The following is a 15,293-nucleotide window of genomic DNA, read 5'->3' on the forward strand; positions in this document are numbered from 1 at the left end:
CAGACTGGCGACAACAGTGACCAATTTCTGGCTTGCCATCGATCACGCGGACGACGCGCTCTTCCGCACCCCGGACTCCGCCGACATCAGGTCCGGGATCCTCGATCTGGTGGCCAACATCCCTGGCTGGGGCATCGTCGTGCGTCCCACGCAGGGCCACGGCGACGTACGCCGCGAGCTCGCCTGTGCCGGGCTCCCGGACATCCGCACCGTCGACGATCTCGTCGTCCCGGAGCGGTCGACCGACGCGGTCAAGGTCGGGTTCGACGATCACCGGGACGGCTGCGCACCGATCGCGCTCACCATCTTGGAGCACCTCCCCGGCTACGACCGGGTCTTCCTCGAGCCGTACTGCGCGACACCGGACTGCCTCGAGGATCTGGCCGCTCTCGCCGCGCGGTCGCAGTGTGGCGGCATCGTGCTCAAGCTCAAGGTCAACGACGATGGCCTTGCGGCCATCGCAGCCGCCGAGATCGGCGGCGCTCCCTGGGTCGCGCGCTCCGACGGGATGGGCTGGGACGACTTCAGCGGGCGGCTGCCGCGGGTCCGAGCACTCGGTGCCCGCGGCGTGATGGTGGGCCGGGCGGTCTGGGGAGACACCGGCGATGCCGGCCAGGACGTACGCCTCAAGACCATCCGCGAGCGAATGCACACGATCGAACGCACCTTTGCGATTTGAACAGCGCCTGATCCGGTCCGCGAGCCGCAGGGCGACGTACGACCGGATTGGCCCTAGGCTCGGTGACATGTTGACGACGCGCCAGGGGATCCGCCCGCTGCATGCGGGTGATCTCAGCGCGTTCCTCGACCTGACCGCACAGGATCCGGTGGTGAACGTGTTCGCGGAATACCGGGCGCGGACGACCAACCTCGAGCCGCGCTGGCTCGGCGGTGAGATCTGGGGTCGCTGGGACGGCGGCGACCTGGTCGCGGCCTGTCACGTCGGCGCCAACCTGGTCCCGATCCAGGCCACCGAGGAGGATGCGTACGCCTTCGGGGAGCGGGCCCGCAGCCGCATCCGCACCGTCTCGACGATCGTCGGGCGCCAGCCCGCGGTGCGGGCGCTGTGGGGATCGATCGGCGAGTCCTGGGGCACACCGCGCGACCAGCGCTGGGAGCAGCCACATCTCGAGCAGCAGCTGCAGAGCATGGTCGATCCGGACCCGTTCGTGCGCCGCACCGTCCGCGCCGACATGGACGCCCTCTATCCGGCGTGCGTGGCGATGTACACCGAAGAGGTCGGGATCTCGCCGGAGACCGGCGGCGGCCGCGACCTCTACCGTGCCCGGGTGCTCCAGCTGATCTCGCGCGGGTGGTCTTTTGCCCGGATCGAGGACGGCGAGGTCGTCTTCAAGGCCGAGGTCGCCTGCGCGACCCCCGAGGCCGCCCAGATCCAGGGGGTCTGGGTGCCCGAGCACCGCCGCGGCGAGGGCCTCGCTGCCCGCGGGATGGCCGCGGTCTGCGACATCGTCCGCAGCGAGATCGCCCCACGCGTCTCTCTCTACGTCAACGAGTGGAACGCCCCCGCGCGTCGTGCCTACGAGCGGGCCGGCTTCCTCGAGACGGCCCGCTTCTCCACCATCATGTTCTGAGTTTCAGCTGTAGGACCTCCAGGCTCGCTCGCAGTCCGCGACCTCGCAGCGCACCAGCCAGGACTCACGGGTGGCGGCAGAGCTCATCAGGACGCGGGTGTTGGTCTCCCAGGCGTACATCCGCACCCCGTCCGGGTTGCGGTAGGTGGTCAGCAGCGTGCCCCGGAGGCTGCGGCGGCGGACCACGTCCGCATGGTTCTCGTGCTCGATCGCGTTGGTCGCGAACCGGGCCCCGTCAGGCGAGAACGACGCCACCGCCTCGAGGCAGCCCCGCCACAGCGTGGTGCCGGGGGCGGAGACGGTGGAGACCACCGAGCAGGCGTCGAGGTTCGAGGGGTCCTTCGTGTACGTCGCCAGACGGTTGGATGCGAAGCTGCCCGCGTACGCTGCCCGGGAGGCGATCGTCTTGATCGTGCCGGACTGCCAGTCCCAGATCATCGTGCGCGGAGCACCGAAGCCGCCGAGGAGCACCCGGGTGCCGTTCACGTCGATGGGATCGGGCCTGGTGGACGCCTTGAAGGTGTGCCGGGCGACGACGGCGCCGGTGCTGGCGCTGCGTACCTGGGCCTGGATCCCGCCGCTGGTCAACGTGGCGGTGTTGAGCAGGTAGCGGCCGTCGGCCGACAGCCTGGCCCTGTCCGCGTAGTACATGGACTTCAGGGTCTTCTGCGGGACATCGAGCTGCACCCGGACGATGTCGTCGATGTTGCGGTTGGTGACCCGCAGCACGAACCCCTTCCCGGAACGGCCGAGCAGCTCGAACCGGTCGAGGTCGTCGCCGACCAGCTCGACCGGCGTCTTCATGCCGGTCGCTGGGTCGACCACCGACACCGACGTGTCCGCGGGCCGGTGCAGGTAGGGAACGGTCGGCCTCTCGCCGACGGGCAGGGGCAGGGGACGTACGTCGACGGTCGGAGCGGCGGATGCCGGCGACGTGAGCAGCGTGAGTGTGGTGGCGGCCAAGGCGGTCCCTGCCAGCACGCGGATGAGTGTCGTCTTCATCGGAGGTCCTCGATGTGTCCCTTGGCGGCGCGCTCGCAGACCGAGGCCTCGCAGCGGACCAGCCAGGAGGTCGTACGGTCGTTGGGATAGGACTGCAGCAGGATCCGGGAGCTGGTCTCCCAAGGTCCTACCCAGACTCCGTTCATGTTGGTGTAGCGGGTCAGCAGGGTGCCGTTGAAGCTGCGGCGCATGACGTGCTCGGCGCCGCCGTCGTTCTGCGCGGTGGCGATCCGGGCGCCGTCGGGGGAGAAGGAGACGACCTTCTCGGAGCACGTGCGCCAGGTCGTGGCGCCGGGCGTGGAGATCTTCGAGACGTACGAGCACTCCGGCTGTCCCGAGAAGTTGTCGTAGGTCGCCAGCCGGTCGGTGGCGTAGGAAGCGACGTACGCCGTCCGGTTCGCGATCGTGACGATGGATCCGGTGCTCCAGTTCCAGGTGAGGGTTCGGGCGGGTGAGTGGGCGCCGACCAGGACCGTGGTCCCGCGTACGTCGAGGGGAATCACCCGAGAGCGGACCCGGAACCCGTGAGCGCTCACCTGACGCCCCGTCGTGGCGTCCAGGACCCGTGCCACGGCGTTGTCATTCGGGTAGGTCAGCACCAGCAGGTAGCGGCCGTTGGAGGAGAGCCTCGCGTCTTCGGACAGGCCCAGGTCGATGAGCTCCTTCGGCGCCTTCCCCGGTTCCACGCGCACGATGCGGTGCTCAGGGAAGACGCGCACCAGATAGCCGTTGCCGGAGGCGCCGAGAAGATTGGCGTGCCCCGATGCGGACATCGGGATCGAGATCCTGGTGTCGCCGTCGACGACGTCGTAGTCACCCACGGAGCCCGCGATGTAGGGGACCGTGGGCGGCTCTCCCATGGGCAGCGGGAGCGGTCGGACGCTGACGGACGGAGCGGCAGAAGCCGGCGACAGGAGCGTCACCGACAGCATGAGAGCAGCAAGGATGGCCGTGGCCAGTGCCGGGATTCGGATACCTCTCATGAAAGTAAAGATGCGCGGGGTGCTGCCGGGGTTGCAACGCCAATTCCAACCGGTTCGCGGGAGCGGTCCCGCGAGCCGTACGCTTGCCCGCATGCCCGGAACTACAGCCCGTATGTCACAGCTCTTCGTGCGGACTCTGCGTGAGGACCCCGCCGATGCCGAGGTCGCGAGCCACAAGCTGCTCGTCCGCGCCGGCTACATCCGCCGCGCCGCTCCGGGGATCTACTCCTGGCTGCCGCTGGGGCTGCGCGTGCTGGGCAAGGTCGAGCAGATCATCCGCGAGGAGATGGCCGCGATCGGCGCCCAGGAGGTGCACTTTCCGGCGCTGCTGCCGCGCGAGCCCTACGAGGCGACCGGCCGCTGGACGGAGTACGGCGACGGCATCTTCCGGCTCAAGGACCGCAAGGACGCCGACTACCTGCTCGGGCCCACGCACGAGGAGATGTTCACGCTCCTGGTCAAGGACCTCTACGGCTCCTACAAGGACCTGCCGCTGGCGATCTACCAGATCCAGACGAAGTACCGCGACGAGGCGCGTCCCCGCGCGGGGCTGCTGCGCGGGCGCGAGTTCATCATGAAGGACTCCTACTCCTTCGACTACACCGACGAGGGACTGTCGGCGGCCTACGACGCCCACCGCGCGGCGTACGTCAAGGTCTTCGACCGCCTCGGGTTCGAGTACGTCATCGTCAAGGCCACCTCCGGCGCGATGGGCGGCTCGGCCTCCGAGGAGTTCTTGGCCGTCTCCGAGGCCGGTGAGGACACCTTCGTACGCTCGCCCGGCGGCTACGCCGCGAACGTCGAGGCGGTCACGACGCTGGCCCCCGAGGTGCTCTCCTACGAGGACGTTCCGGCGGCCCACGCCGAGGACACCCCGGCCACGCCGACGATCCAGACGCTGGTCGACCACCTCAACGAGGCGTTCCCGCGCGAGGACCGTGCCTGGGAGGCCGGCGACACGCTCAAGAACGTGCTGGTGACGCTGCGTCACCCCGACGGCACCGTCGAGCCGCTCGCCATCGGCCTGCCCGGTGACCGCGACGTCGACATCAAGCGCCTCGAGGGCCAGCTGGAGCCGATCGAGGTCGAGCCCATGGACGACGTCGAGCTGAAGAAGCACCCCGAGCTGGTCAAGGGCTACATCGGTCCCGAGGCCCTGGGTGAGGAGTCGGTCTCGAAGATCCGCTACCTGGTCGACCCGCGCGTGGTCACCGGCACCCGCTGGGTCACCGGCGCCAACGTCGAGGGCAAGCACGTCATCGACCTGGTCGCCGGCCGCGACTTCACCCCCGACGGCACCATCGAGGCCGCCGAGGTCCGTGAGGGCGACCCGGCTCCCGACGGCTCGGGCCCGCTGACGCTTGCCCGCGGCATCGAGATGGGCCACGTCTTCCAGCTCGGCCGCAAGTACGCCGACGCTCTCGGGCTGCAGGTGCTCGACGAGAACGGCAAGCTCGTCACCGTCACCATGGGCTCTTACGGCATCGGCGTCACCCGCGCCGTGGCCGCCGTCGCAGAGGGCACCCTCGACGACATCGGCCTCGCCTGGCCCCGCAACGTCGCTCCGTACGACATCCACCTGGTCGCGACCGGAAAGGACGCCGCCGTCTTCGAGGCCGCCGCGACGCTCGCCGGTGAGCTCGAGGCCGCCGGCATCGAGGTGCTCTACGACGACCGCCCCAAGGTCTCGCCGGGTGTGAAGTTCAAGGACGCCGAGCTGATCGGGGTCCCGACCATCGTCACCGTCGGCAAGGGCCTGGTCGAGGGCAAGGTCGAGGTCAAGGACCGCCGCAGCGGCGAGAGGACCGAGGTCGCCCTCGCCGACGCCGTGGCCCACCTGGTCGGCGTCGTACGCAGCTGACCTGGAGCATCGACGTGTCATGAGCAGCGAGCACCCCGATCTCACCTTCAGGCCCGCGACGGAGGACGACCACGTGCGGGTCCAGGCGCGACTGGGTGAGTGGTGGGACGACTGGGGCGACCCGCACGCGACGATGATGCGCACCCTGATGCTGACCCGGCTGTTCTTCCAGCATTTCAACGACACCTCGACGATCGTCGAGGACGAGAGCGGAGAGCTGCGGGGGTTCCTGATCGGGTTCATGTCCCAGGACGACCCGCGGGCGGCGTACATCCACTTCGTCGGGACCGATCCGGAGCTGCGGGGGACCGGAGTGGGACGGGCGCTCTACGAGCGCTTCTTCGGGCAGGTGCGCGAGCGTGGGGGCGAGGTCGTGCGGGCGATCACCGGGCCGCAGAACGCGACGTCGATCCGGTTCCATCGCTCGATGGGGTTCTCCGTGTCCGAGCCGCAGCCCGACTATGACGGTCCGGGATACGACCGCGTCTGCTTCGAGCGCGTTATCGGGCGTTGACCGCGTCGAGGTAGGGCAAGATCGACCCCATGACGGGGGACAGGATTCTCGACCGCAGCCTCGGCCGGCGGGTGGTGAGTGCCGCGGAGGCGGCCGAGCAGATCGCGCCGGGGGAGACCGTGGGTTTCTCGGGGTTCACCGGGGCCGGCCACCCGAAGGCGGTGCCGGCAGCGCTGGCGGAGCGGATGCGAGCGGCGCACGAGCGGGGCGAGGAGTTCCGGGTCCAGGCATGGACGGGAGCCTCGACGGCGCCCGACCTCGATGGCGTGCTGGCCGGTGCCCACGGCGTCTCCAAGCGGCTGCCCTACAACGGCGACCCGCTGCTGCGGCAGCAGATCAACTCAGGTGAGGTCGAGTACGTCGACGTACATCTGTCCCACGTCGCTCAGCACAGCTGGTTCGGCTTCTACGGCGACCTCGACGTCGCCGTGGTCGAGGTGGCCGCGATCCTGCCCAACGGCCTGCTCGTCCCGACCAGCAGCGTCGGCAACAACAAGACCTGGCTGGACAACGCCGACCGGGTGATCCTCGAGGTCAACAGCTGGCAGCCGCGCGGGTTCGAGGGGTTCCACGACATCTACTACGGCACCCGGCTGCCGCCGCAGCGAGCGCCGATCCAGCTGACCACACCGATGCAGCGGATCGGCGATCCGTACCTCCGGGTCGATCCCGAGAAGGTGGTCGCCGTCGTCGAGACCGACCAGCCGGACCGAAACTCGCCCCTGCGCCCGATCGACGACGACAGCCGGGCGATGGCGGACCTCCTCGTGGACTTCCTCCGCCACGAGGTACGCAACGACCGGCTGCACCCGAGTCTGCTCCCGCTCCAGGCCGGCGTCGGCAACGTCGCCAACGCGGTCCTCGCCGGCCTCCAGGACGCCGAGTTCGAGCACCTGACCGCCTACACCGAGACGATCCAGGACGGCCTCCTCGACCTGCTCGACTCGGGCAAGCTGATCGGCGTCTCGTCGACGTCCTTCGGGCTCTCCGAGGAGGGCGCGCAGCGGTTCAACGACGACATCCACCACTACAAGGGCCGGATCCTGCTGCGACCGCAGGAGATCTCCAACCATCCCGAGGTGGTCCGGCGGCTGGGACTGATCGCGATCAACGGGATGGTCGAGGCCGACATCTACGGCAACGTGAACTCCACCCACGTCGCCGGTTCCTCGATCGTCAACGGCATCGGCGGCTCGGGCGACTTCGCCCGCAACGCCTACCTCAACTTCTTCGTGTCTCCCTCGACCGCCAAGAACGGAGCGATCTCCTCGATCGTGCCGTTCGTGAGTCATGTCGACCACACCGAGCACGACGTGCAGGTCGTGATCACCGAACAGGGTCTGGCGGACCTGCGCGGTATCTCTCCGCGAGCGCGGGCACGGAAGATCATCGACAACTGTGCCCACCCCGACTACCGCGACCGGCTCGCCGACTACTTCGAGCGCGCACAGCGGGAGCGTCCGGGCGCGATGCACACACCGCATCTGCTCGGTGAGGCGCTCTCCTGGCACCGCTCCTATGTGGAGACCGGGCGTATGTGAGTCGGGGCGTCGGTAGGGTCGTGGACATGGCGATCGACGCGGTGATCTTCGACTGGGGCGGCACGCTGACGAAGTGGCACGACATCGACTTCCACGCGGAGTCGCTGGCGCTCGCCCAGGCGGTGAGTGGTGCCTGCGACGACGACCACCCGGTCAATGCGACCAGGCTGCACCAGGCCGGAGAGACGATCTGGGCCCGCAGCCGCGACTCCCAGCAGAGCTCGGTGATCGGCGACCTCTTCGACGAGGCCGGGCTCGAGCACGATCCGGAGCTGCTCGACGCCTACTACGAGTTCTGGGAGCCGCACACCCTGACCGACCCCGAGGTCGGGCCGCTGTGGGAGGCGCTCCGCGCCGACGGCGTACGTGTTGGGGTGCTGTCCAACACGATCTGGCCGCGCGCGTGGCACCGCGGGTTCTTCGAGCGCGACGGGGTGCTCGACCTGCTCGACGGCGACGTCTACACCTCCGAGGTGCCCTGGACGAAGCCCGCCGAGGAGGCGTTCCACGCGGCGATGGCGGCCGTGAAGGTCTCGGATCCGTCTCGATGCGTCTACGTGGGCGACAGGCTCTACGACGATGTGTACGGTGCTCAGGAGGCTGGTCTGCGGGCGATCCACATCCCGCACAGCAACATCCCGAGCAGCCAGCTGGGCCACAGCGAGGGCTCTCCGGACGCCGTCGCACAGCGACTGGGCGACATACACCAGATCATTCGCTCCTGGGAATGACGCCGGGAAAAGTTGCAAGTTCTTGCAATGCGATTTTACGGGTCTGGGCCAGTCTCGGCGGGGATTGCATACTTCTGCAAGAGAGGTACCGCCCCCAGGCGGCTTCTCAGGCCTCGTGTCCAGGCCAAAACCTGGCCCGCGAGCCGCCCGGTCTCGGGAGACATCTCGGGAGTCTCCCGCGCCGGACGGTTCGCGGGCCACGTTCGTTTTCGCCGGTCACGTCGGCTCGTGCGGATCAGGTCCCGGGGAACGCTCGCGGCTTCGCGCCCAGGTCGAGCTGCCGCGCGGCCGCCCGGCAGAGCAGACCGATGAGCAGCGTCCGGTCGGTCCCGGTCGCCTTCGGGGCCAGCGACAGATAGGTCGCGGTGGTGTCCTGCTCCAGCCGCAGGGCCGCGGCGCCGATGCCGGCCTCCGATCCGATCCGGCCGGGCAGGTCGTAGACGGCGGAGGGCGCGACCGGCTCGATCCCGGCGGCCACCACGTGCGCGGCCAGCGCCTCTCGGGCGTTCACGTGGTCGTCGTACGCATCGGTGAGCGCCCGCGCCAGGGCCGGCGAGGACGTCGCCGAGGTGCGCCCGCCCAGGGCGCCCAGGACGTAGATCGCGGAGTGCTCGACCGCGAGCGCCGCCTGGACGGCTTCGGTCGAGGCCGAGGTGGCCGTGGTCATGCCAGCCCCCGTCCGTGCAGGAGCTGCTGCTGGCCGGCGGCGGCCGAGGCGAGCAGCGTGATCAGCTGCGGGTCCGCCGCGCGCCCGGCCGCGGCGGTGAGCGTGGTGACCAGGGCGAGCTGGCGCTTCTGCCAGCTTCCCGTGGCCGACGCCGCGGTCACGCCCTTGGTCGGCGCCAGTGCCTCGATGTGCACGCGATGGAGCTGCACGAACGCGGCCGGGGCGCCCTCGTCGGCGCCGAGGATCTCCGCGACCGTGGCGTCGATCACACTCTGGTCGGGGTTGGCGGGGGCCGGGGGAGTGCTGGGTGGAGGTGCTTTGACAGGATCCAGCACCTCCGAGGCCGAACAGGCCGAGGCGGCCAGTGGGGCAACCACGGCGACACCCACAGTGGTGCGCCGCGAGAGCATCCGGAGGGTACGTGCGCTGGCCACGTGAGAAACCCTAACGACACCCGGCGGGAGTCGCGTCAGCGGCTTTCCAACACCGCCGCGCGCTGTTCGAGACACCCGAGGCGTACAGGTATGGTGTCACCAGAAGTACCGCGTGCTCGAAGGCGCATACAACAGGAACAGACAACAGGATGCAGGGGGAGATCGCGTTGAGTGCTGAGCGGAAGGACGCGATCGCGAGTGCCATCGAAAAGGCCCTCGCAGACCCGCTTCTGGCCCTGGGCTTCGACATCGAGGCCGTGGAGATCACGCCGGCCGGCAAGCGCCGGATCCTGCGGATCGCCGTCGACAAGGACGGCGGGATCACCCATGAGGAGGTCACCGAGGCAACCCGTGAGGTCAACCGGGTCCTCGACGAGTCCGACGTGATGGGCGAGCAGCCCTACACGCTCGAGGTGACCTCGCCCGGTGTCGACCGGCCGCTGACCCTGCCGCGCCACTGGCGCCGTAACAAGGGTCGCCTGGTCAAGGTCACCATCACCGACGGCTCTGCCTTCACCGGCCGGGTCAAGGAGTCCGACGACGAGCGGGCGAGCCTCGAGGTCAGCGGCAAACGTCGCGAGGTGGCGTACGCGGACGTGAAGAAGGCGCTTGTGCAGATCGAGTTCAAGCGGATCGACGAGGGGGAGTAGGCCATGGACATCGATATGAGCATCCTGCGGATGCTGGAGCGGGAGCGGGAGATCTCGCTCGATGTGCTCGTCGAGGCGATCGAGCAGGGGCTGCTGACCGCCTACCACAAGACCGCGGGCGCCCACACGAAGGCGCGGGTCGACCTGGACCGCAAGACCGGGCACGTACGCGTGCTGGCGGCCGAGGTCGACGACGAGGGCAACGTCGTGGGGGAGTACGACGACACACCCGAGGGCTTCGGCCGGATCGCCGCCACCACCGCCAAGCAGATCGTGCTGCAGCGGCTGCGCGACGCCGAGGACGACGTGAAGTTCGGTGAGTTCTCCGGCAAGGAGGGCGACATCCTCTCCGGCGTCATCCAGCAGGGCCGCAACCCCGACGACGTGCTCGTCGACCTGGGCCGGCTCGAGGGCGTCATCCCGCTCTCCGAGCGCGTGCCGGGCGAGGACTACAGCCACGGCACCCGGATCAAGGCGCTCGTGGTCAGCGTGCGCAAAGGCATGCGTGGCCCGCAGATCACGCTCTCGCGCTCGCACCCCAACCTGGTCAAGAAGCTCTTCTCCTTCGAGGTGCCCGAGATCGCCGACGGCACCGTCGAGATCTCCGCGATCGCCCGCGAGGCCGGCCACCGCACCAAGATCGCGGTCACATCGACCGTCCCCGGCGTCAACGCCAAGGGCGCCTGCATCGGCCCGATGGGCCAGCGGGTCCGCCAGGTCATGTCCGAGCTGCAGGGCGAGAAGATCGACATCGTCGACTGGTCCGAGGACCCCAAGGTGCTCGTCGCCTCCGCGCTCTCGCCGGCCCGGGTCTCCTCGGTGCAGATCATCGACGAGGCGACCAAGTCGGCCCGTGTCGTGGTGCCCGACTACCAGCTCTCCCTGGCCATCGGCAAGGAGGGGCAGAACGCCCGCCTGGCCGCTCGCCTGACCGGCTGGCGCATCGACATCCGCTCCGACGAGGAGACCCCGGTCGCCTGATCGTGCGTGAGACCGCTCTGACCGACCCCGAGGGCGTCCTGCTGGAGCCGGACGGGGCCAGCACCGGCGTACTCGTGCTCTCGGGGTCCTCGGGGCGGATCGAGACCGACCGCTGCCGGATGCTCGCCTCGCACGGGGTGGCTGCGGCGTCGATCCGCTACTTCGGTGGTCCCGGACAGCCGGGCCAGGCCCGGCTGATCCCGCTGGAGACGTTCGACGACGTCCTCGCCGACCTCCACTCCCGCTACGAGCGGCTGGTGGTGCTCGGTACGTCCTGGGGTGCCCAGGCCGCGCTCCTGCTCGGAACCCTGCACCCAGAGATCGACGCCGTGGTCGGGATCTCCCCGACGTACGTCTCCTGGGCGGGCCTGAGCGAGGAGCGTCCACAGCGGTCCTCGTGGACGCTGCGCGGTGAGCAGGTGCCGTTCGTGCCGTTCGACGACGAGGCGATCGAGGACGCGGTGACGGAGGCGCACGGAGAGCTCTCGTCATTCTGCGAGGCCTACCTCTCGGCCCTGGAGAAGTACGCCGACCGGGTGCCTGCCGCGACCGTCCCGGTCGAGCGCATCGCCGGCGACGTCGTCCTGGTCGCCGGGGGCGACGACGCGCTGTGGCCCTCGGTCCTCTCCGCCGAGGCGGTCCGGCGGCGGCGTACGGCCCACGACCTGGAGACGATCGTGGTCACTCATCCCGATGCCGGCCATCGGGTCGTGCTGCCCGGCGAGCCGGTGCTCCCGCTCAGCCCGCGGCTCGCGTGGGGTGGTTCGGAGGCGGCCGACCGCGAGCTCGGCCTGCGGGCGTGGCCGGAGATCGCCGCCGTCCTGTGATCGCCGCCAGCTGCTGAGGACGGGTCACGGAATAAGAACGACCGGTGCCCCGGTTTCGTCTACCGAACCCCGGAAGCGGTAGTGTTAAGGATCGGTGGCACGCCTCGAAGAAACTACGCAGAACGGACCTGTCCGTACGTGCGTGGGTTGCCGGAAGCGGGCCGCCAAGCGCGAGTTGTTGCGGGTGACCGCCGGCTCGGACCGCAACGGCCAGCCGGCCGTGGTGCCCGATCCGACTGCCACCGCACCTGGGCGAGGGGCGCATGTGCACCCCACGCGTGAGTGTTACGAACTCGCGGTGCGCCGGAAGGCGTTCACCAGGGCCCTACGGGCCGAGGGTGGGCTTTCCAGCGCGCCGGTGGAGGAATACCTCGACCCGCGCCAGACACCCACGACCGTCGCCGACGGTCAACCGACCAGGAACTGGAGCAAAAGCTCATGAGCACTCGATGAGTACTTCGCGATGAGCGTGTTCTACAACCACTAACGGTCACAGGTTTCACCCAGGATTTGGGTCTGTGGCCAGAAGGAGAATTGTGGCTAAGACCCGAGTCCACGAGCTCGCCAAAGAGTTCGGGGTCGAGAGCAAGTTTGTTCTCGAGAAGTTCAAGGAGATGGGGGAGTTCGTCAAGTCGGCGAGCTCGACCGTCGAGCTGCCTGCGGAGATGCGTTTCCGCAAGGAGATCGGCCCCGGCCTGAAGGGCGGCGGCAAGAGCGGTTCCGCGTCCGCGGACGAGAAGACTGCTGCCCCCAAGCCCGGCCCCAAGCCTGGCCCCAAGTCGGCAGAGCCGAGGCCCGCAGCTCCCAAGAAGGCTGCGGACACGGCGCCCGAGAAGCCTGCCGAGGCGCCCGCGGCGACCAAGCCGGCTGCGCCCAAGCCGGGCCCGAAGGCCCCGGTCAAGAAGGCCGAGCCTGCGCCGGCCGCCCCTGCGGCATCGGCCCCGGCCGCTCCCAAGCCCAGCCCGGCCGCTCCGGCGACCGGCGACCGACGTTCGGCCGCGCCCAAGCCGGGTGCGCCCAGGCCTGGGGCCCCGAAGCCCGGCGCTCGTCCGCAGACCCCCGCGGCTCGCGGTGGCGCGGGTGGTGCCGGCGGCGCTGGTGCCGGTCGTCCCGGCCCGCGTCCGGTCGGCAAGCCCGGCGCTCCGCGCCCGGGCAACAACCCGTTCTCCTCCAACCAGGGCATGGGGCGTCCGCGTCCCGGCGGCCAGGGTGGAGGCCAGGGTCAAGGTGGCCAGGGCGGTGCCCCGGCCGGCGGCGACCAGCGTCCGCCGCGTCCTGCTGCTGCCCGTGAGGGTGGCCAGGCCGGTGGCCGTCCCGGCATGCCGCGTCCCAACCCGGCGATGATGCCGAAGTCCCCGGCCGCGTTCGGTGCCCGTCCTGGTGGCGGTCCCGGCGGTCGTGCCGGTGCCCCGGGTCGTCCCGGTGGTGGCGGCGGTCGTCCGGGCGCCGGTGGGCGTCCCGGTGGCGGCGCCGGTGCCGGTCGTCCTGGTGGCGGCGGCTTCGGCGGCGGTCCCGGTGGCGGTCGTCCCGGTGCCGGTCGTCCCGGCGGTCGCGGAACGACCCAGGGTGCCTTCGGTCGCCCGGGTGGTCCTTCGCGCCGTGGCCGGAAGTCGAAGCGGGCGCGTCGCCAGGAGTTCGAGGCCATGGAGGCCCCGACCATCGGTGGCATCCGGGTCCGCAAGGGCAACGGCGAGACCGTGCGTCTCGCCCGTGGCGCCTCGCTGACCGACTTCGCCGAGAAGATCAACGTCGACCCCGCCCAGCTGGTGCAGATGCTGTTCGGCCTCGGTGAGATGGTCACCGCGACCGAGTCCGTCAACGACGAGACCCTCGAGCTGCTCGGTGAGGAGCTCAACTACATCGTCCAGGTCGTCTCCCCCGAGGACGAGGACCGCGAGCTGCTGGAGTCCTTCGACATCGAGCTCGGCGACGAGGGCGACGAGTCCGACTGGACGGTCCGACCGCCGGTCGTCACCGTCATGGGTCACGTCGACCACGGTAAGACCAAGCTGCTCGACGCCATCCGTGACGCCAACGTCATCGAGGGCGAGGCCGGTGGCATCACCCAGCACATCGGTGCCTACCAGGTCTCGACCGAGGTCGACGGCAACGAGCGCAAGATCACCTTCATCGACACCCCGGGTCACGAGGCGTTCACCGCCATGCGTGCCCGTGGTTCGCAGTCCTCGGACCTCGCGATCCTCGTGGTCGCAGCCGACGACGGTGTGATGCCGCAGACCATCGAGGCGCTCAACCACGCCAAGGCGGCCGGTGTCCCGATCGTGGTCGCGATCAACAAGATCGACAAGCCGGAGGCGGACCCGACCAAGGTCCGTGGTCAGCTGACGGAGTACGGCCTCATCCCCGAGGAGTACGGCGGCGACACCATGTTCGTCGAGATCTCGGCGAAGTCGCGGATCAACATCGAAGGCCTCCTCGAGGCCGTCGTGCTGACCGCCGACGCCTCGCTCGACCTGCAGGCCAACGCCAGCCAGGACGCGCAGGGCATCGTGATCGAGGCACACCTCGACCGCGGTCGAGGCCCCGTCGCGACCATCCTGGTCCAGCGCGGCACGCTGCGCGTGGGTGAGTCCATCGTCGCCGGTCCGGCCCACGGCCGTGTCCGCGCGATGATCGACGAGTACGGCCACGAGATCACCGAGGCGACCCCGTCGCGACCGGCGATGGTCCTGGGTCTCTCGGCGGTGCCGGGTGCCGGTCAGAGCTTCCTGGTCGTCGAGGACGACCGGATGGCTCGCCAGATCGCCGAGAAGCGTGAGGCACGCGAGCGTGCCGCGCAGCAGGCCAAGCGCCGCGTACGCCGCACGCTGGAGGACTTCATGGCCTCCATGGAGAAGGGCGAGAGCCAGGAGCTCAACCTCATCCTCAAGGGCGACGTGTCCGGTTCGGTCGAGGCGCTCGAGGACGCACTGGCCAAGATCGACGTGGGTGGCGACGAGGTCTCCATCCGGGTCATCGACCGCGGTGTCGGTGCGATCACCGAGACCAACGTCGACCTGGCTGCTGCCTCCGACGCGATCATCATCGGCTTCAACGTCCGCCCGCAGGGCAAGGCGACGGAGCTGGCCGATCGCGAGGGTGTCGAGATCCGCTACTACTCGGTCATCTACCAGGCGATCGAGGAGATCGAGGCGGCCCTCAAGGGCATGCTCAAGCCGGAGTACGAGGAGAAGGTCCTCGGCAAGGCGGAGATCCGTGCGATCTTCCGCTCGTCGAAGGCCGGAAACATCGCCGGTTGTATGGTCACCGAGGGCCTCATCCGCCGCAACGCCAAGGTTCGCGTCCTGCGCGACGGCGCCGTGGTGGCCGACAACCTCGACCTCGCCTCGCTGCGCCGCGAGAAGGACGACGCCTCCGAGGTCCGCGAGGGCTTCGAGTGCGGTCTGGTCCTGAAGAACTTCCAGGACATCAAGGAAGGCGACTTCGTCGAAGCCTTCGAGATGGTGGAGATTCCCCGAGGCTGATCAACCAAGCCTCTGACGTTGGCCC

General features: G+C 69.5%; 15 protein-coding genes. 11 read left to right on the forward strand and 4 right to left on the reverse strand.

Features of this window, described 5'->3' with window-relative positions; translation table 11 throughout:
• Positions 1-16: 16 nt before the first annotated feature.
• Complete coding sequence (locus ACFV9G_RS12995; RefSeq protein ID WP_378727884.1) at positions 17-679, forward strand: hypothetical protein; 663 nt, start codon at positions 17-19, stop codon at positions 677-679.
• A gap of 67 nt (positions 680-746) precedes the next feature.
• Positions 747-1,592 carry a GNAT family N-acetyltransferase gene (locus tag ACFV9G_RS13000; protein WP_091049798.1) on the forward strand — a complete coding sequence of 282 codons (846 nt, stop codon included), beginning with the start codon at positions 747-749 and terminating at the stop codon, positions 1,590-1,592.
• A 3-nt stretch (positions 1,593-1,595) separates the two neighbouring features.
• Here the strand turns inward: ACFV9G_RS13000 and ACFV9G_RS13005 are convergent, their stop codons facing one another.
• Together ACFV9G_RS13005 and ACFV9G_RS13010 are read right to left on the reverse strand one after the other, a co-directional pair.
• Entirely contained in the window at positions 1,596-2,594 is a 999-nt protein-coding gene (locus tag ACFV9G_RS13005) for a hypothetical protein (protein WP_378727885.1), read from the reverse strand.
• Positions 2,591-3,577, reverse strand: a complete 987-nt coding sequence (locus tag ACFV9G_RS13010) for a hypothetical protein (RefSeq protein ID WP_378727886.1) — start codon at positions 3,575-3,577, stop codon at positions 2,591-2,593. The genes ACFV9G_RS13005 and ACFV9G_RS13010 overlap by 4 nt, the downstream gene beginning before the upstream one ends.
• 91 nt (positions 3,578-3,668) lie before the next feature.
• Between ACFV9G_RS13010 and ACFV9G_RS13015 the strand changes: the two genes are divergently transcribed.
• From ACFV9G_RS13015 to ACFV9G_RS13030, 4 genes are read left to right on the forward strand one after another with little or no spacing between them, the layout of a single operon-like run.
• Positions 3,669-5,438: a proline--tRNA ligase gene (locus ACFV9G_RS13015; RefSeq protein ID WP_378727887.1), complete on the forward strand. Its 1,770-nt coding sequence runs from the start codon at positions 3,669-3,671 to the stop codon at positions 5,436-5,438.
• Positions 5,439-5,457: 19 nt separating this feature from the next.
• Entirely contained in the window at positions 5,458-5,952 is a 495-nt protein-coding gene (locus ACFV9G_RS13020; RefSeq protein WP_378727888.1) for a GNAT family N-acetyltransferase, read from the forward strand.
• A gap of 29 nt (positions 5,953-5,981) precedes the next feature.
• Positions 5,982-7,493, forward strand: coding sequence for an acetyl-CoA hydrolase/transferase family protein (locus ACFV9G_RS13025; RefSeq protein WP_378727889.1), 1,512 nt, complete (start codon positions 5,982-5,984; stop codon positions 7,491-7,493).
• Positions 7,494-7,519: 26 nt separating this feature from the next.
• A complete protein-coding gene (locus ACFV9G_RS13030) occupies positions 7,520-8,224 on the forward strand; it encodes an HAD family hydrolase (protein ID WP_378727890.1) in 705 nt (234 codons plus the stop codon).
• 235 nt (positions 8,225-8,459) lie between these two features.
• Here ACFV9G_RS13030 and ACFV9G_RS13035 read toward each other — a convergent pair whose 3' ends face one another.
• Positions 8,460-8,891, reverse strand: a complete 432-nt coding sequence (locus ACFV9G_RS13035) for a DUF4439 domain-containing protein (RefSeq protein ID WP_378727891.1) — start codon at positions 8,889-8,891, stop codon at positions 8,460-8,462.
• The gene (locus ACFV9G_RS13040; protein WP_378727892.1) at positions 8,888-9,325 is read right to left on the reverse strand and encodes a hypothetical protein; all 438 of its coding nucleotides are present in this window, start codon (positions 9,323-9,325) and stop codon (positions 8,888-8,890) included. The genes ACFV9G_RS13035 and ACFV9G_RS13040 overlap by 4 nt, the downstream gene beginning before the upstream one ends.
• A 167-nt stretch (positions 9,326-9,492) precedes the next feature.
• Here ACFV9G_RS13040 and rimP point away from each other — a divergent pair, with 167 nt between their 5' ends.
• The 5 genes from rimP to infB all read left to right on the forward strand — a co-directional run bounded on the left by rimP (position 9,493) and on the right by infB (position 15,268).
• Entirely contained in the window at positions 9,493-9,975 is a 483-nt protein-coding gene (gene rimP / locus ACFV9G_RS13045) for a ribosome maturation factor RimP (RefSeq protein ID WP_378727893.1), read from the forward strand.
• Positions 9,976-9,978: 3 nt separating this feature from the next.
• Complete coding sequence (gene nusA, locus ACFV9G_RS13050) at positions 9,979-10,956, forward strand: transcription termination factor NusA (protein WP_378727894.1); 978 nt, start codon at positions 9,979-9,981, stop codon at positions 10,954-10,956.
• Positions 10,957-10,958: 2 nt separating this feature from the next.
• Positions 10,959-11,783, forward strand: a complete 825-nt coding sequence (locus tag ACFV9G_RS13055; protein ID WP_378727895.1) for an alpha/beta fold hydrolase — start codon at positions 10,959-10,961, stop codon at positions 11,781-11,783.
• A 142-nt stretch (positions 11,784-11,925) separates the two neighbouring features.
• A complete protein-coding gene (locus ACFV9G_RS13060) occupies positions 11,926-12,225 on the forward strand; it encodes a YlxR family protein (protein WP_378727899.1) in 300 nt (99 codons plus the stop codon).
• Between the two features lie 94 nt (positions 12,226-12,319).
• Positions 12,320-15,268: a translation initiation factor IF-2 gene (gene infB / locus ACFV9G_RS13065; RefSeq protein ID WP_378727896.1), complete on the forward strand. Its 2,949-nt coding sequence runs from the start codon at positions 12,320-12,322 to the stop codon at positions 15,266-15,268.
• Positions 15,269-15,293 lie beyond the last annotated feature (25 nt).

This window comes from Nocardioides sp. NPDC059952 (assembly GCF_042730435.1).
Classification (GTDB): Bacteria; Actinomycetota; Actinomycetes; order Propionibacteriales; family Nocardioidaceae; genus Nocardioides.